Raw genomic sequence first — 18853 nt, 5'->3', positions numbered from 1 at the left:
GCGGGGCGACTTCCTGAACGGACGGGTTACGGCAGCGCACGATGGCGATCGAGATATCCGAGGACTGGGCGAAGTTCCTCAAGGCCCTGACGGGCACGGACTGGCCGCAGGCCAACGAGGACGAGCTGCGCCGCGTCAGCCACGAGTACACGGACGCCGCCGAGAAGTTCGGGCAGTTGGAGGAGTTGCTGCGGCAGGTCGTCCAGCAGGTGAAGATGGACTTCGAGGGCGCGTCCGCAGACGCGTTCGTGCAGTACACCAACCAGTTCTTCGTCGGCGGCGAGGACAGCATCCTCGGCCGCGCCAAGAAGGACGCCGAGGACCTGTCCAAGAACGCCTTCAAGACCGCCGCCGACGTCGAGTACACCAAGTGGTCGGTCTTCGGGCAGCTCGCCCTGCTCATCGCCCAGATCGCGCTGGCCCAGGCCCTCGCGCCGTTCACCGCCGGGGTCTCCGAGATCTGGGCGGCGGCCGCGGAGGCGGCGTTCCGGCTCTTCGCCCAGCTCCTCGCCAAGTACCTCCTCCAGCAGATCATCATGCAGATGGTGATGGGCATCGTCGGGGGCCTGCTGCTCGACGCGATCCTCCAGGTCACCCAGATGCTCCAGGGCAACCGCACCGAGTGGAACACCGACTTCACCAAGGGCGCCGCCGAGTTCGGCGCGATCAGCGGGCTCGTCGGCGGCCCGTTCTCGTTCATCGGCGACAGCCTCGGCAAGTGGCTCGGCAACACCATCGGCAAGGGGCTCGGCTCGGCCCTCTCCCACGACGCGGGCGAGACGCTGGCGAACAGCCTGGGCAAGGCCGCCTCGCACGGCGCGGACGGGGGCTCGAAGGACCTCTCCGCGGGCCTGGGCAAGGGCGCGGCCAACCTCGCCGAGCACGGCACGGACGGCGGGACGAAGGACCTGTCCAAGGGGCTGGGCAACGCGCTCGGCCACGGCGCGGACGACGTGGCCGCGGGCGGCGCGGAGGGCGGCGCGAAGGGCGGCGCCAAGGGGCTGGGGAAGACCGGCGCGGGCGACGGGCCCGGCCCTGGCGCCGGCCCCGGGAAGGGCGCGGGCGAGGGCGCCGGTCCCGGTGGCGGGCTCGGCAAGGGCGGCGATGGCGGCGTCGGTCCCGGCGGTGGTACGGGCGCGGGTACGGGCAAGGGCACCGGTGCTGGTACGGGCAGCGGTGCGGGCAAGGGCGCCGGTGCCGGTACGGGCCGGGGTACTGGCAGCACGGCCGGTGACGGCGTGGGCAAGGGCGCCGGCAGCACGGCCGGTGACGGTGCGGGCGGCGCCGGAGGCAAGGCGGGATCGGCGGGGTCCAAGGCCGGTTCCGGGGCCGGTTCCGGCGCCGTGGACCACGGCATCAGCGAGTCGGCCGCCCGAAGCCTGGGCAACGACATCGGCGACATCCTCGGCAAGACCAACGACTCCCTCAACCAGGTGGGCAAGGCCGGCGTCCACGGCGCGGCCGCCGACGTGGTGGGCCAGGGCGTCGTCCGGGACATGGCGAAGTCCTTCGAGAACCGCCTCGGCGACGCCCTGGGCAAGGACACCGCGCACGCGCTCGGCCAGGACTACGGCGAGGCGTTCGTCAAGAACTGGGCGGGCAAGGGCGACTGGCAGGCGCTGACCAAGTCCCTCGACGACGCGCTGGCCCCGTACGCGGGCAAGCTCGGCGCCGACGGCGTGCACGCGTTCTCGCACGAACTGCCCGGCTCGCTGGTGCAGAGCGTCGGCAAGAATCTGCACGGCAACTTCGGCTACAAGGTCGGGGAGATGATCGGCGGATCGGCGGTGGACGCCGGTCACATGGCCGTCAGCGAGGGGCTCTACAACCTCATCTTCGGGCCGGACCACGAGTTCAAGGTCACCGGCTTCACCCCCGTCGCGGGCGCCCTCGGCGGGGTCGTCGGGCGCGGGCTCGGCCACGGCATGAGCGCGCTCCACTCGGCCATCCACAGCAGCCCGCCCCCGCAACTTGCTCCCCCTGGCCCGGAGTTGAAGCCGGGCGGCGCGGGCTCGTCCCCCTCGGGGCCGGGCGCGTCGTCGGGCTCGGGTACGTCGTCGGGTTCGGCTCCCACGCCGCCGCCGAAGCCCGTCGAGACGTCGTCGTCCGGCCCTCGCGGGGCAACGGGCGGCGGCGCGGGCAAGTCCGGCGCCGGACGGCCGTCGGACTTCCTCGGCAACTCTCCGTCGTCCGAGCGCGGCTCGGGCGATTCGGACGCGCATGTTCCCTCGGACTCGGCCTCGGGTACGGCGGGGCCGGCCCCGGGCCCGAGCGCGACTGCGAACTTCACGCGCCCGGAGACCTCTTCCCGGTACGACGGCTCCTCGTCGCATTCTTCCGCCAACACCCCCGCTATGGGCGACAGTTCTGCCGCGGGTGTCGGCGGCGCCGGCACGAAGGAGGGGGCCGGAACCGGAAGCGGTCACGCGCCCTCCACGGAGTCGGCACGGTCGGTGCTGGACGACCTGCCGGAGGTGCCGAGCGCGCCGCCGCGCGTGGTGACGGAGTCGTCCGGCAGCGGTGGGGGCGCCGAGCACACGGGGGCAGGGTCCGAGGCCGGGAGCGGCGGCGAGGGGAGCGCCGGCGACCGCCGTGGTTCCCTCGATGTCGAGGACGAGTCCGTATGGCCGAAGCCGCCGCGGACGCTCCACGAGCCGACGGGCGTGGGGGCGGAGCCGGAGCGCGGCGCGGTCCTCGATGACATCGAGGCGTCCCTCGCCAAGGGGGACACCGCCGAAGCCCTTCAGCACCTGGACAAGCTCAAGGAGTTGGAGGCCGATGCCAGGGAGATGCTGGAGGACGCCCGGCGCTCCCTGCCGGTCGACCGCGACGACGCCGAGCCGTGGAGCCTCCCGCCCGAGGCGGCCGGCGCCATCGCGCACGCGATAGCGGACGGCAGGTTCGCGGACGTGACCGACCTGATCCGGCCCGTACGCGACCACCTCGCCGAGCAGCAGCGGCAGCGGGACCAGAACCTGAAGTGGATCGAGGGCGACGGGCCGAGGCCGCCCGCGCGCAGCCTCGGCGACGACGCGGACGCCGCCCTCGGCGAACGCCTCAAGGACCTCAAGCGCCCCCACGACGGCACCGACCCCTTGCAGCGGCGGCTCCAGAGGCTGAAGCACGGGGACGACGGCGACGCGGGCGCGATCGAGGAGCGCGTACGGAACCTGCGGGCCGAGTACCGCAAGGCGCTCCGGGACGAGCGGGAGTGGGGCTTCGGCGACCAGGAGGGCGGTACGCGCGCACGCTCCACGGACGACGGGGCGGCGAACGGACTCTTGGAAGAGCTGACCTCGCTGCCCCCGGTCCCCTCGCACGACCCCGGCGGCGCGGCGCGCCCGCCGCATGAGGAGAACGGCGGCTCGGGCCGTTCGGAGGCCGACGAACTCGACTCACTGCTGCGTGAGTTGCCGTTCGCGGACCGGTCGGACCTCGACTCGGCGGACTCGGGCCTCGGCGACCTGCCAAAGGTCCCCGGTGGTGCGGAAGAGTTCGGGCCCAAGGCCCCCGAGGCCGTACCCGGCGCGGCGACCACCATGGACAAGCGCGTCGGGCAGGCGCTCAAGCACCTGGGCGAGCAGGCCCGCCGGCACGGCATGGACCCCGACGAGCGCCGGGAACTCACCCGGAAGATCACCGAGGACTCGGCGGCCGGGAAGTACCGCGAGGCGGCCGAAGGGCTGCGCGAGCTCCAGGACAAGGTGGCCGTGGCGGGGCTCGGCGAGCGCCTTCAGCACTTCCGCCGCCACCTCGACGGCGGGTACGACCGGGTGTCCGGGCTCGGCATGCGGCGCTCGGAGTGGTACCGGCGCGCGCTGGACATCGAGTCCTCCGCCCAGCACGGCACGCCGCACGAGACCACCGAGCTGCTGCGCCAGTACGACGACCGGCTCGGCGAACTGCGGGACGAGGTCGCCGCGCGCGGCGACGCCTCCTCCCTGGACGACGAGCTGCGGGCGGCGCGGTGGCTGAGCGACAGCCGCCGGGCGCGCGAGGAAGCACTCGGCATGACGCCGGAGCGCGGCGCGGAGTGGGCGAGCCGCTGCGACACCGCCGCGAGCGCGGAGGACGAACTGAAGATCCTCTCCGAGTACGAGGCCGAACTCGCGGCCCTCGACATCGCGCGCCGCCTGGGCGACCTCGAAAAGCTCGGTGCCTCGGAGCGCGAACTGGGGGAGTGGGGGCGGCGGTTCGAGCAGCATGGGCTGCGGGACGACATCAAGGAACAGTACGACCGGCGCGTCCGGCACCTGCGGGAGGACGCCGAAACCGCCGACTTGCGGCGGAGGCTCGAAGAGCTGAAGGCCGGCGGGCCCGACGCCGAGGGCTTCGATGACTTCGATGGTCCCGTCGGCTCCGGCAAGGACGCGGAGCCGAACACCAAGGCAACCGCCGAGGAGCCGGGCGGCGCGGCCGACGAGCCCGGAAAGAAGGCGGCCTCCGAACACGACGAGTGGGAGGCCAGGGAGCGCCGTTGGGTCGCCGAGCGGGAGGAAGCGCTCGGCATGCCGCCAAAGGAGCGGCGGCGGTGGGCGGAGCGCAGGGCCGGGGCCCGTACCGGCGAAGAGCGCGACCACGTCGACATCGAGCACCTGGAACGGCTCCGGGACCTGTCCCGCGAGCGCGAGGTGCGGCAGATCCGGGACGGCGATCCGGACGGCCCGGCCCGTACGGAGGAGCAGCGGAAGGCGTGGAACCGCAGGTTCGAGGCCGCCGCGCGGAATCCGGAGGCCACCGACCTGCTGCTGGAGGAGTACCGCCGGCACTCCGCCGACCTGCGCGACGCCGAGCTCGCGCGGCTCGATGACGCGCTGACCGCCCCCGATCCGCTGAACCCGCTCAACCGCCGCATCGACCAGGAACTCGACGCCCTGCCGGCCTCGGCCAAGGCCGCCGCCGCCCGCGACAGCGCGACGCTGCTGGAGCGGCTGGGACGGCTGGGGCTCGACGGCGACGGACCGCCCCTCGGCCCGCCGCCCCACCCCTCCGACGACGCCAGCGCGGCGCCGGCGCCGCAGGAGCACCAGCAGCACGCGAACGAGCCCACCACGCCGACCGGCACGGACGCCGAGCGCGGCGGCCTCGCCACCGACGACGACCACGGGCCGCTCCCGCATCTGCCCAACCCCAACACCAGCGCCACGCCGCCGCCCCCGGGGCGCGCCACGGGCAACGCGGAAAACAAGCCGGGGAGCCGGCAGCCCGTCGGCTCGCTGGAGACCGAGCGGCCGAAGACCGAGAGCGAGAGTACGGGCGCGAGCGAGGACGAGGCCGCCGGCCTGCGGCACGGGCTGCCGAGGAAGACCTCCGGGCAGTACGAGCCCGACTCCGCTGAACCGCAGACGCAGCCGCGGATGCAGCCGCCGGTCTCCAAGGAATGGGAGGCGCTGGCGCGCCGGCTCGCCGCCCTGCGCGACCCCGCCCCTTCGGGCGGCGACGTTCCGACGCCGCTCCAGCAGGAGCCGGTCAGTCCGGGAGAGCCCGGCGGCGACGGGTCCGGCGGAAAGGCCCCGGAGAAGCAGCCATCCGCGGCGTCGAAGTCCGAGCGGGACGCCGAACTGGACAAGCTCTCCGCCGACGACTACGAGAAGCTGCTGTACAAGACGCGGCAGCGGTTCCCCCGGGCGACCGAGGAGACGATCCTCGACGAGGCGTACGCGCACCTGAAGGGCGACTCCGAGAAGGTCGTCAAGAGCGCCGAGCCCGGCGGGGAGCGCGAGATCGCGCTGGAGAAGGGGCCGACTCCGCCGGACTGGAAAACGCAGGACCTCGTCAAGTTCGACGACGAGTCCGAACTGCCGCGCTCGCTCGAAGGGTTCGGGCACAGCAAGGTCACGTTCCGCGGTCTCGACCTGCTCGGGGACGACCTGAAGGCGGCGCTCAAGCCCGCGGCGGGCGAGTTCGCGGAGCTTGAGCGCGAGCTGATGAACAACCCGCATACGTTCGTCGACGGGCGGCCTTTCACGTTCCGGGCGGAGGACGGCGGCTACCGGCAGGTGACGCTGACGGTGCGCAACTTCGGCAACTGGTCCCGGTACACCGAGCCGCCCAAGACGCCCGAGGCCGCCGAGGGCGAGGCGGCCCCCGAGAAGAAGGCCGACGAGGACACTGAAGGGAAGACCGAGGGGCAGACCGAGGAGAAGGCCGAGGAGAAGGCCGGGGAAAAGTCCGGGGAAAAGGCCGAGGAGCAGACCAAGCAGGAGAAGCCCGAGTCCGGCCAGGAGACGAAGGTCGACACCGAGATCCGCAGCCGCCCCGGCGCGGGCGACTCCAAGACCCTGGGCGCGAACCGCAGCTACGGCGCGAGCGTCCCACTGGGCCCCGCCGCCGGGTTCGCCAGCCCGTACGGCTCCATTGGCTTCTCGGTCCGGCGGATGGAGCCCAGTTACTCCTACGGTACGGAGAACCGCGCGCAGACCAGCATGACCTCGGTCGGCAAGGACAGCAGCCACGTCCACGTGGACGACCTGCACATCACCGTCGAGACGAAGAGCTGGGACAAGAACCACAACGAGATCACGCCCGAACGTGCCGGCGTCCCGGAGAAGTCGACATACGCGGTGCGCGGCGGCCTGATGTGGCGCGCCCCGGACAGCATCACCCACCCCGTACGGCCCGACCGTCTGCCGTCCGCGTTCACCTTCGCGCCGGGCGACCGGCCCCGGCTGTACTCGCCGGTCTCGGTCGATACGGACCAGCATCTGCTGGCCTGGGCCCTCCAGGCGTTCCCCGAGGCCAAGCCCGGTACGGCGGCCCACGAGGACATCACGGCGTTCGTCTCGCCGGAGAGCCTGCGCACCCTGCTCGGCCCGGCCACCACCAGCACGGCCATGAGTCAGGCGCTCTTCGCCGGCCTCGGCGGGCAGCGCTCCCTGGGAGCGATCGAACTGAAGCTGGAGCCGGTCTCCGCCAAGCTGTCGACGGCGTCCGACAAGAGCGAGGTCAAGAAGGCCGACGCCAACCGGATGACCGCGACGGTGGAGCGCCGCAGCGCCCAGGGCGGCACGGTCACGGCCACGCTCGGCCCCGCGTTCTCGCCGCTGGGCGACAGCCGGCTGAAGGCGCAGGCCGCGGCGGTCGCCTCGGTCTCCAGTCAGCGCTCCGAGTCCTCCACCAGCGGCAACAACGTGGAGAGCGGTCGCACGCTCAACAGCCGCGGGCACGCCGGGCTGTACGACGTGGCGTACCGTCTCAAGGTCCGCAAGCTCGGCGGGGAGTGGGCCTCCCCGCACCCCGAGGGGCTGCCGTACCAGATCAGCGCCAAGCTGCTGATGTCGCGCGCCGAGGCGCGGCGGCTGGCCGGCTGGGACGACGGCACCAAGCTCGCCGAGGACGCCCCCGCCCCGAAGCCGCCCGCCTATCTGCTGGAGAACGACCCGGTCACCTTCGGCCCGCACGCCGTCGTGGAGCTGGACTCCGGCCCCGGCGGCGGCAGTTCGCGGGACGCCGCCCACCGGCAGAAGGAGGGGCAGGACGGGCAGGACGCTGCGGCGGCGACGAGCGCGTCGCTCGTCGAGAAGGTGCGCGATCAGATGCACCGGCGGCTGTACGAGGAGTACCCGGAGCTGGTCCTGTCGCCCGACGAGCACACGCCCCAGCGGTTCCGATACGTGAAGGATGCCGAGACCGGGGAACTGGTCCCCAAGCGCTTCGCCGGGCGCGCGCAGGACTACGCCAACGCGCTGCGCAACACCCACAAGCTCCACCAGGCCCTCTCCCAGGTCCAGGTGGAGAGCGGCCTTGAGGCGCTGACCAGCACCGGCGTCTCCTTCGAGCTGGAGCGGCTGGGCCAGCTCTACGACGGCGACCTCCGCCCGCTGGACAAGGAGTACGTCTCCGTCACCCTCAAGGCCACCGCCGCCAACCTCCGCTTCGACGGCGTCGCACACGACCTCGGCCAGGCCAACAACCTGGCGTCGATGCGCCACGGCGACTCCGCCAGCACCCGCACCCAGGGCTTCGCCGCCGGCTTCGACCTGGGCGTCTCCGGCGGCGGCGACCTCGGCGCGTCGGCCGGGTTCAGCGCCCGGTACGGCTGGTCCACGTCATACGGCACGACGTACGGGCCGATGGCCGCCACCGACGGCGGCGTCACCAGCACCGGGCCGCAGCACCTGTGGACGTACGACCTCCAGTTCCACGCCACCGCCACCTCGTTCCGGCGGCCGCGCCAGGCCGCGCGCGTGCTCAGCGGCCAGCTCATGAGCCTGCCGTGGTTCGTACGGCCCAGCGAGCCCATCGCCCTGCTCGGTTCGGAGCCGGAGCGGTTCGCCGGGCATGTCACCATCGCGGTGCCCGCCGCCCTGTCGCCCACCCACGCGCACCCGCGACCGACGGCCGAACGGAAAGAACAGGAGGCACAGCCGCAGGAGGTCCCCCTCGGCGGGCTCCGGCGCGACCGGGCCGTCGAGCCGGTCCAGGCGATGAGCGAGGAGCTGGCCGAGAAGCTCTCCTCCGGCCGGCCGGTGCCCGACTGGCAGCCGCACGAGATCTTCGGCCACCCCCACCTCGTACAGAAGGTGGTGGCCCCCGAGGTCGTACAGGAACACCTCACGGGCCTGCTCGGCGAGGTGTCGGGCGGCTCCTGGGTCTATCAGGTGAAGGGCACGCCGGCGAGCCGCGCCCTGGGCAACTCCTTCGGCGCCGGGCGCAACGAGGCGGACTTCAGCGACGCCGCGCAGACGGGCAAGCACGTCGGCGAGTTGTACGGCAAGACCGCCTTCACCGACGACACCGCGACCGTCAGCGCCTGGCCGAAGATCAAGAATCCGCGGGTCCTCGCGGTGGCCGACTCGGGCGATCTCTCCGCGTCCATGATCGGCTCGGCGCTGACCGGCGCCGGGCACTCCGTCTCCTCGGCCACCAACGGCAGCGTCGGCCTGAACGCCGCGTTCCGCGCCAAGCAGCCCGACGCCCACCAGACCACCGGCAACTACGGCCTGACCTGGACCCCCTACCAGCGCGGCCGCACCACGACGGAGTCCGCGAGCCTCACCGCCAACCCGGCCAACACCACCGAGCACGCCGGCCCGCTGGCCCTGGTGGTCGCCGACGTCGACTGGCACCTGGCGGCCCGCTACCGGCACGCCGGGCTCGCGGCGCCGGCGGTCAACGCCGTGACCGCCAACACCCCCAAGGGGCGGGTGGTGAACGTACCCGACGGCGTCCTGCTGTGGATGCCGCTGGCCGACGCCAAGGCCGCCGGGCTCTACGACGACGGGCTCGGCGCCCAGCCGACGCCGGAGCGGTTCGCGGCGAGCGACCTGACCAAGCTCGCCGCCTTCCCGGTCGGCCGCCTCGACATGGCGGGCGCCCTCGACGCGTTCACCGCCCGGGTCAGGAAGGAACTGCCCGCCCAGGCCGGGTGGCTCAACCCGCACAGCATCCTCGACGACCAGCTCGGCAGCCTCGCCGGCAAGAACCTGCTGCTCTCCCCGGAGGCGCTGCGCGGCCTGCGCGCCACCATGGAGAACGGCGGCGCGTCGCTGCGCATGGTGCGCAACAACCTCGGCCCGTCGAAGCAGGGCCGGCTCGTCGTCACCCTGCGCCGGGAGACCTCCGGTGGCGGCACGCTGCGCCACGACGTGAAGCTGACCACGGCGAAGACGCTGCTCGCCGCCGAGACGCTGACCGAGAAGGTGTCGTCCGGCTCGGACGGCGGCTACAAGGTCACCGAGACGCCGACCGTGGACTCCACGCCGAACGTGAAGTCCGCCGCGGCCGGCTTCGACGACCGGGCCGGCACCTCCCGCTCCACGGCCCGCGCGACGAACGCCACCGACATGCCCACCGCGTCCATCGCCTGGTCCGGCCCGGCCGTGCGCAGCCGCACCCGCTTCACCCTCTCCATCGACCTGGAGCTGGACGGGGTGCGGCAACTGGCGTTCCGCCACGATGTCGGCGAGCTCGACGAGAACGTGCCGATCAGCCTGACCGTGCCCCGGAGCGGCGGCGGCCCCGCGCTGCCGGCGCTGAAACCCGTGGCCACGCCGGGCGGCGGCGACCGGCCGAAGCTGCTGCCGAGCGCGGGCGACGACGTGCTCAAGCGCGGCGCGCAAGCCCGCTACCGGAAGGGGAAGGAACTCTTCGCCTCCGCCCCCGAGAGCCTGGTCGTGCTCGGCGTGGGCGGTGTCGCGAAGCTCCGCGAGGCCGGCGCCTTTGCCCTCGACACCGCCGAGCGGCCGCGCCACCGCCGGCCGCGCCCCGGACAAGAGGCGGCCGGCCCGAAGGGCGCCCCCTACCTGGGCCAGGGCAAGCTGACCAAGCCCGGCACGGCCGGCGCGGAGGCGCACTACAACAACGTCTCCGACGAGGTGCTGGCCGCCGCGTTCCCCCGGATGGTCCGCGACAAGTTCACGCTGCCGCCCCTGCACGACCACACCACCGCCGTCGGCGGCCTCGACGCCACCCTGTCCCTGCACGCGAGCGTCGACCTCGGCCACGCGCAGGTGGTGACCTTCGACCCCGGGGCGGGGCTGGGCGCCAGCACCCGCGCGCTGACCAACACCACGTACACGGGCGACAGCACCGAGACGCACCAGCCGGGGTTCAGCGCCGGCCCGAACGTCGCGGCGGCCCCCGGCCCCCTGCCGCCCGGCGGCGCCTCCGGCAGCGGCCCCGGCTGGTCGGACTCCGCCACTTCCGGCATCGCCTCCGACCGCCGTACCTCCGCGCTGACCACGGTCAAGCCGCCCGCGGGCGGTGCCGTGCTCGTACGGCTGCCGGTGTACTGGCAGCACTCCGCCAAGGTCACCCAGCGCATCGCCGACGCGCCGTTCGTCACGAAGCTGAACAACCTGGTGCCGCAGGTCGTCCGCAAGGAGCTGGGGCTCCCCGAGGCCGCGGTGGGCCACACCATCGGCGACGGCGTGTACGTATGGGTCGCCAACGACCTGGCCAAGAAGTTCGACCTGCTCCCGCCGCAGGTCGAGGACGCCCAGAAGGCCGTGAAGGCGGAGACCGAAGCCTTCGAGAAGGCCGCCAAGGCATGGGACGCGACCGCGCGTTCCCTACGGGCCTTCCCGGCGGAACTCGCCGAGGCGCGGGCCGGCTTGGCGGCTGCCCGCGAGGCGCTGGCGAAGGCTGAGGCCGAGGCGGCGGGCGCGGGTGCGGTGGAGGGCGGGGCAGCCTCGGGAGGGCCGCTCACCGCCGCCGAGGCCGAGACCCGCGTCAAGGAGCGGCAGGCGGCCTACGACGCCGCCGAGCGCCGGCTCGCCACGCGCGAGGAACACCACGCGAAGCTGCACCAGGACCTGGCCGACCACGCCCGCGACCGTACGAAGGCCGAGCGGCGGCTGGCCCGCGCCTGGACCGCCGCCCACGACACGCTGCGGTACCACGGGCTCCCGGAGGCGGACCGGCAGGGGCCGCCGCCGAAGCCCTGGGACCCGGAACTCAAGGACGATCATGAGACACCGCCGGTACCGGAAGCCGCGCCGGGCTACCCGCACCCGGACGAGGCGACGGCGGCCGGAGAGGCGCAGCAGACCCAGCTCACCTCCGTGGCGGAGGTCGAGAAGGAGACCGCTCCCTGGCTGCCGGGGACGCCGGGGGAGCGCGACCCGCTGCTGACGGCCGAGACGCTGACGGAGGCCGCCGCCCGCGAACGGGACAAGGCGGCGGCGTTCGCGCGGCAGTGGCGGCTGGAGGACGCCCGGTACCGCAAGGCGCTGACGGAGGCCCGTACCGCGCGGGAGGAATGGCTGGCCGCGGACGAGAAGGCCCGCGCGGCCACCGGAGCACCGGGAGAACCGAAGGGCGGGGCGCGCGACGCACTGCGGACCGCCGATGGCGCGTACGCCAAGGCCCGCGAAAAGTTGGAGACTCGGCACGGCGCGGTGGTGCGGGCCCGCGAACGGTTCCTCGCCGCCCAGAAGTCGGCCCGCCGCTCCGGCGAGCCGGATCACCGCCCGTGGTACCCGGAGGCCGACCCCGAGACGTACGAACGGGCCACCGACGACGACCCGGCGCCGGACCCGTACACGGTGCTGGACAAGGACGGCGACGGCGAGCCGCTGAGCCTGACGGGGCCGGACGGCACGACGGTCCTCGACCTCGTGGAGCCGCCGAGCAGCAAGCAGGAGACGGGGGCCGAGGGCGACAGCACGGGCCAGGGCGCCGCCCGGCACGACCCGGACACCGGCACCGGCTTCCACCGGTCGCTGCTCCACGCCCTGCGCCGGGCCGACCCCGAGAAGTTCGCGGCGCTGCGAGCGGGGCAGGACGCCCAGGCCGTGGGCGATGTGACCACCCCTGCCCTGATCACTCCTGCCGAGATCACGCCTGTCGAGATCGCTGCGCTCAAGAACAAGCTGGCCGCGCAACTGTCGGCGGACAAGGACGAGTTGGCGGGCTTCTTGGCCGTGGACGACTGGGACCGGTTCACGGCCGACGACCTGGCCGAGGCCGGCATCCAGCTCGACTCGGCGCAGCGCCAGGAGTTCGAGACGTGGCAGCGGCTGCCGAAGGACGTCACGCTCACCGCCGACCAGCGGCTGGCCCTGGCCCGTAAGGAACTGCTGCGCGCGGGCGACGACCGCATCGGGTACCGCAAGGACACCGGCTGGAACCACGCGGGCGGCGACCTGCTCCCGCTCCTCGCCGCCCGCGCGCTGGGCGTGCCGGTGACGGTGGTCCGAGGCGACCTGGGGTTCCAGAAGTTCCTGCCGCACGGGACGGAGGGGGCGAAGGAGGCGCAGCCGGAGCGCGGCGGCGTCGTACTGCACGTCAAGGACGACACGTACCGCTCGGCCGTCCCCAGGCCCGACGCCCAGGAAGCCCAGAGCACCGACGACGCCACCGAACCCGCGTCCCTGGAAGGCACCACCACCCTCGTCCTGCCCGACGGCAGCCGCCACACGCTGAACCCGGTCACCGGGCCCGGCTCGCGCTTCGCCGAATCGCTCGCCGCGTCGATGAAGGCGGTGGAGAAGGCCGGCGGCAAGGAGGCCGAGGCGGCGACCCGGCACGGTGTGCCGCGCGGCGACGAGAAGCGGGAGGCCGCGGGCGTACGCGACCGGCTGGCCCGCGAGCTGGAGCAGCCGCGCTTCCCGGACCTCGGCGACGAACTCCTCTTCCAGCACCCCTTCACCCAGGCCGACCTGGACGAGGCGGGGGTGCGGCTGGCCCCCGGACAGCGGGCGGAGTACGTACGGGACGGCCGGCTGCCGTCGTCGGTGTCGCTGACCACCGCGCAGCGGGAGGCCCTGGGGCGGCGGATGTTCCCGGCCGCCGACGACGAGTTCACCCCGGAGGAACTGGCGGCGGCGGGCCTGCCGCCCGGGCCCCTGACCCCCGCGGCCCTCACCGACGGGCAGCGCCGCGAGCTCACCGCCGCGCTGCTCTCCCGCCCGACGGCGCAGCCGTCCCCGTCCCTCACCGCGCTCGCCCGCGGCCTGGCCGCCTCCCTCTTCGGCGGGCTGCGCGTCGTCGACAAGGACGGCCACATCACGTCGTACGGCAAGGACCCGTCCGGCGGCCCGCTGCTGCGCCACGACGGGAACACGTACGCGCCGACTACGGCGGAGCCCAAGTCCGAGGCGGGGAAGACGGAGACCAAGCCCGAGGCGGGTTCGGTGGAGGCCAAGCCCGAGGCGGGGAAGGCGGAGGCCAAGCCGGCCGCCGAGCCCGTTCCCGCTGTCGAGCCGAAGCCCGCGCCCACTGCCCAGCCGCAGCCGCAGCCGCAGCCGAAGCCCGCGCCCCCGAACGAGCCGGAGACGCTGACCAAGCCCAAGGAGCGGCAGGAGCCCGACGCGGCCAAGGGGCGGCAGGAGTCCGACGCGGCCAAGGAGCGGCAGGAGCCCGACGCGGCCAAGGGGCGGCAGGAGCCCGACGCGGCCAAGGGGCGGCAGGAGCCCGAGGCGGTACGGCCCAAGGTCACCGAGCCGCGTGAGGCCGGGGCCAAGAGCAAGGCGGCCACCGAGGAGCGGTCCGAGACGGGCCGGTTCACCGTCGACGGGCGGGAGTTCCGGGTTCTCGGGGTGACCGGCGACGGGGACTGCCTCTTCGCGTCCGTCCTGGCCGGCGGGTACCGCCAGGGCGTGGCCGGGCAGGTGCTCCACCTCGACGTGCCCGGGCTGCGCGACCATGTCGCGGACTGGCTGATGAGCGAGGGCGCGGACGCGCGGACGACGGTGGCGGAACTGGACGAGCTGGGGTTCGCCGACCTCCCCGACGCCACGGACCCGGAGGCGTGGCAGCGGCTCGGATCGAGCCTGCTGGAGTACGCGCCCAACAGGGCGACGGCCGAAATGCTGGGCGCGCGGCAGCTCGTGGCGGCGGCCCTGCGCGACACCAGGCTGTGGAACACACCGCTGTTCGACCACGCCCCGCTGGTCCTCGCCCGCGCGCTGGACGTGAACATCCGGGTCGTGCAGGAGGGCGTCCCCACGCAGTCCTTCAACCCCGGCGCCCGCGGCGGCACGCTGTACGTCCACTACAACGGTGAGGACCACTACCAGGCCATGGGCCCGGTGGAGCCCGTACGGCCGGCCCGGCCCGTACGGCCCGCACCCCCCGTACAGCAGTCGGCGCAGCTCCTCCAGCAGCACCAGCAACAGCCCGCCGAACAGCGGCGCTCCAGCGGCTTCGCCTCGCTCGCCGAGCGGTTGCGCGCGACGCGGGCGAAGCTCAAGCGGTGGGGCGGCGGGCCGTCGCCGGCCGCTTCCCGCCCGCCGTCGCAGCAGCGGGAGCCCCTGCCCCCGACGCTCGTCACCACTGACGGCCGCCACGTCCCGGTCGGCAAGTTCACTTCTCGGCTGCACGCGATCAAGAACGCCGAAGGGCAGGTCATCGGCCACGCGTCGCACTCCGGCGAGGAATGGGCCGCCCGCGAGAAGTTCTACGCGAACTTCCGGCGGGACGGCGCCACCTACTGGCACTACAAGGGGCCGAAGGGCGCCGAGACCCCCGACGGCACGGTGCACACGGCCACCGACACCACCCCCTGGCACGTCAAGGGCCCGCAGCAGGGGGCGACGGCGGGGGCCGGGAGCCGCCGGCGGCCGTACTTCTTCGACGCGCACGGCACCGGCAAGGGCGTGCTCCTGCACGCCGAGGGCGAGGCCAAGCCGCTGGAGGTGGGCGGCGATCAACTGGCCGCGTTCGTCGGGTCGTTGACGAAGGACACCGGCGCGCCGGTCGTACTTGTCGCCTGCGAGGCGGGGAGCGGCAAGTCGGGCGGCGCGAGCGTCATCGAGCGGGCCGCCCAGGCCACGCCGGGGCGTCGCTGGTACGGGCCCACCGGCGTCGTCGGACATGTCGAGGCCGAGCGCCGCGACGGGCTCGGCCGGGAGGGCGTGCTCGCCCTGCTCGCCGACCAGGGGACGGGGCGGCGCGGCCGATGGGCGACGGCCTTCGTGCCGCACGGGACCCAGCAGCCGGCGGTCCACCCGGGCCCGGGAGGCGAGAGCCCGTTGGCCCGTACGGGTACGGGCACGGGCGGCGCGGAAGCTCGTACGGGCACGGGCGCTCGTACGGGCGCGAAGCAGCCGACCGAGTCGGGGTCCGACTTCCAGGCCAACTCCCCGGCCTTCGGGTCGGGTTCGGGATCGGGTTCCGGCTCCGGCTCGGGCTCCGGTCACAAGCAGTCGCTGTCCGACATGCTCGTCAGCAGGCTCGGCGGACGCCGCTCCGCGGCACAGTCGTCCCAGCAGGCACAACCGGCGCAAAGGGCCCAGCAGTCCCAGCCCTCCTCGGAAGCGGCGGCGGGCGGTGGCCTGATGTCCGCCGACGCCTTCAAGGAGCGGACCAAGGGGCCGGGCACCCGCCCGAAGGTGCTCAAGAACATCGCCGACCGGATCGCGGAGTTCCATGCCCTCCCGGCGGACGACCACCTCGCCAGGAACGCCGCCCTGCAAGCGCTGTCCGAGGCCGCGACGGACGCCCAGGACGTGGTGAAGGGGGTGCGTCAGGACGGCCTCCAGGCCCTGCTCGGGGAGGTGGCCGGCCAGATGGGCGCGTTGCGGTTGCCCGCCCTCGTGCAGGAGACCGTGCGGCTCGCCCGCGACTACCGCGAGATCCACGACCAGCTCGCGCTGGCCAAGGAGATGCATGATCCCTTCGAACTCTTCGTCCAGCTCACCGGCGCGCACGAGAAGGTGCTGACCCGTATCCACGAGGGTTCCGGCGACGCCGCGCTCACGATCCTCGGCCCGAAGGTGGGGGAGTGGCTGACCATGGTGGTCGGGAACGCCTGCGACAAGGCGGTGCACGCCTCGGGGGCCGAGCAGGCCGACGCGGCCGAGGCCGTACAGCGGATGATCGGCAGCGACCTCGACGGCCTCCAGGAGATCGCCGACGACCCCTCGGCCCCGCCGCTCACCCGGACCCTCCTCGCGGAACTCCTCGCCCACCGGCCCGCGGTCGCCTTCAGTTCCGGCATGCCCGGCACGAGCCTGTCCCGCTCCGCCGACGCCCCGAAGTACAAGATGCGGCACTCGCTGAGCCAGCCGCAGGGTGCGGTGGAACGGCTCGGTTCGCTGGCCCACGAGATGACGCACGTCGACGTCGGCGAGGCGTACGGCAACACCGAGCTGCTGCTGATCTGCCGACCGCACATGACGGCCGATCAGATGGTGGCGCTGGCCGAGGAGCGGGCGCAGAAGACCGCGGAGCTGCGCGAACTCCTCGACGACGGCGTGACCGCGAACCCGGGGCGCCGGCAGCTCATCGACAACAAGCTCGGCTACATCACCCGCCCCGCCCAGCTCGGCAAGTACATCATCGGGCCCGGCGCGGGCCTCGCCGAGGAGCAGAAGGACATACTCAAAGACGTGGCGAAGCGGGCGCCGGAGAAGAGCACGGCGCTCGTCGAGTACGACACCGTGCTCACCCAGCTCCTCGTCTATCTGCACTGCTGGGGCGTGCCGCACACGCACCCCTTCTACGCGAGGGTGCTGGAACTGGCGGCCGAGCAGCATGCCGAACGATCATCCGCTGAGCGATCATCTGGCTGAGCGACGCGCAGCACGACCGTGTCCGGCCCACCGGCCGGACGCTACCCCCGCCGCCCTCCGGGACGGTGGCCGACAGCGAGGAGGGAACCGATGGGACAGACCCACGGCCGGGCCGCGGAGCCGGACGGCGGCGACAGCGGCGATGGCGGCGGGGCAGGGGCCGAGGTCGGGGCCGAGACCGGGGCCGGGGAGGCGCGCGGCCCGGCCTCAGGCTCCGGCTCCGGCGGTACGCGCACCGGGAGCGGCGCCGCCATAGTCAACGGCGTGATCGGCGCCCCGGCCCCCCGCGCCACGGAGAACGGCGCCGACGACTCCGCCACCGCGCCCTCGGGCGGGCCCGCCCCCGCGCCGGGCACGCTCGGGCGCGGGGCCGCCGAGGCCGACGAGGAGCCGGCGGCTGAGTCCGCCACCGCCGGTGACGGGGGCCCGGCCTCCGGTACGAGCGCGCGGGCCGCGACGGCCGTGGGTGCGGGCGTGGGCGTCGCGACCGCGGACGGCACCGCGACCGCCGCTGAAGCCTCCTCCCGCCCGGCGGGCGGGGCCGAGCCCACGACCGGTGTGGCCGAGGGGCCCGTGGCGCCGGTTCCGGGAGAGGCCCCCGGCGCGGCCGAAGCGAAGACCGACGGCGCGGGCGAGGCCGTTCCCACGGCTTCCGCGGTCGCTTCCAAGGCCGCTTCCAAGGCCGCTGCCACTCAGGCCGCCGCCGCGGCGACCGCCACCGCCGCTGTCGCCGGCGCACCCCCCGGCGGCGGTTCCCGTACGGGCGGCAAGAACCCGCCCAGGCGGCCGGGGCGGGTGCCGAAGCCCATGGTCGCCGCCGCGGCCTTCGCCGGTGCCGCCCTGCTGGCCACGCCCTTCGTCGTCACCGCCCTCCAGAGCGGCGGCGGCGCGGCCGGGCACGGCGAGCGGGCCGCGGCCTGGAGCGCGGGCGACCCCGCCGAGGGGTACGTGCCCGGCACCGATCCGGCCGAGCGGCAGGCCGCGGGCCTGCCGGCCGTCGGCGGCCCCACCAACGGCGCCGACGGCCATGGCGGCTCCGACGACGGCGGCCCCGGGGCGCCGGGCGGCGGCGCGAGCAGTGCCGGCGGCGGCGCCCGTACGGACGGCGGCGCGGACAAGAAGGCCGACGGCAACGGGGGCACGGGCAAGGACGGCGGGAGCGGCGACGCGGGCAAGGGCGGTGGCGGCGGGAGCGACAGCACCACCAAGAGCGGCGGTTCCACGGGCAGCGGCTCCACCGGCACCGGGAGCGCCGACGCGGGCAAGGGCGGCGGCTCCCAGGGCGGCGGCGGGGGAGGCACCTCGAAGTCGGTGAACCGCATGGCGTCGTCCGTCGTCTTCAGCGCCGTCACGGGCCCCGGCTGCGACGACCAGCGCTTCCAGAAGAACGGCTACTTCACCAACGGCAAGAAGGGCTGGACCTCGTCGTCCGGCGGTTACAGCGGTTCCGGCTGCGACGGCTCGTACCTCTCGGTGCCGATGTCCGGCGACTCGCACGACAAGGGGAACAGCGCCAACTGGCTGTTCGACACGCCCGCGAACGCCAAGCAGTGCAGCATCTCGGTGTACGTGCCCCGGAACAGCAGCGTGCAGAAGGTGGGCGGCGACCCCTCGTACTACACGGTCTACAAGTACTTCACGCCCAAGAGCAGCAACCAGACCGGGTCGTTCTCGATCCGGCAGGTCGACAACCAGGGCGGCTGGTACAACGTGCCCGGCACGTTCCCGGTGACCAGCCAGAAGCTCGCGGTCCAACTGCACGACCGCGGTTACGACTGGCACGGCGACACGAGCACGTACGCGCACCACGCGGCCTCGGCGCTCAAGGTCTCCTGCACGTCATAGCCGACCCCGTGCCGCAGTGCCTGGACGCCGACGAGGGGCGAGCCGCCGGA

At 74.0% G+C, this 18853-nt stretch carries 2 protein-coding genes; both read left to right on the top strand.

Features of this window, described 5'->3' with window-relative positions:
* The first annotated feature begins 41 nt into the window (after positions 1-41).
* Complete coding sequence (locus IF55_RS05220) at positions 42-16958, top strand: WXG100-like domain-containing protein (protein WP_037962759.1); 16917 nt, start codon at positions 42-44, stop codon at positions 16956-16958.
* A 90-nt stretch (positions 16959-17048) separates the two neighbouring features.
* The gene (locus IF55_RS38220; protein WP_030875986.1) at positions 17049-18803 is read left to right on the top strand and encodes a hypothetical protein; all 1755 of its coding nucleotides are present in this window, start codon (positions 17049-17051) and stop codon (positions 18801-18803) included.
* Positions 18804-18853: the final 50 nt, after the last annotated feature.

The organism is Streptomyces varsoviensis, from assembly GCF_000718635.1.
GTDB classification, from domain to species: domain Bacteria; phylum Actinomycetota; class Actinomycetes; order Streptomycetales; family Streptomycetaceae; genus Streptomyces; species Streptomyces varsoviensis.
Note: the sequence above shows the minus strand (reverse complement) of the source record. Positions and strands in the feature narration are given on the sequence as shown.

What these genes read in the sequence shown, in the direction of transcription:
- IF55_RS38220 (WP_030875986.1), top strand. Translation starts at nt 17,049, where the DNA reads ATGGGACAGACCCACGGCCGGGCCGCGGAGCCGGACGGCGGCGACAGC.
- IF55_RS05220 (WP_037962759.1), top strand. Translation starts at nt 42, where the DNA reads ATGGCGATCGAGATATCCGAGGACTGGGCGAAGTTCCTCAAGGCCCTG.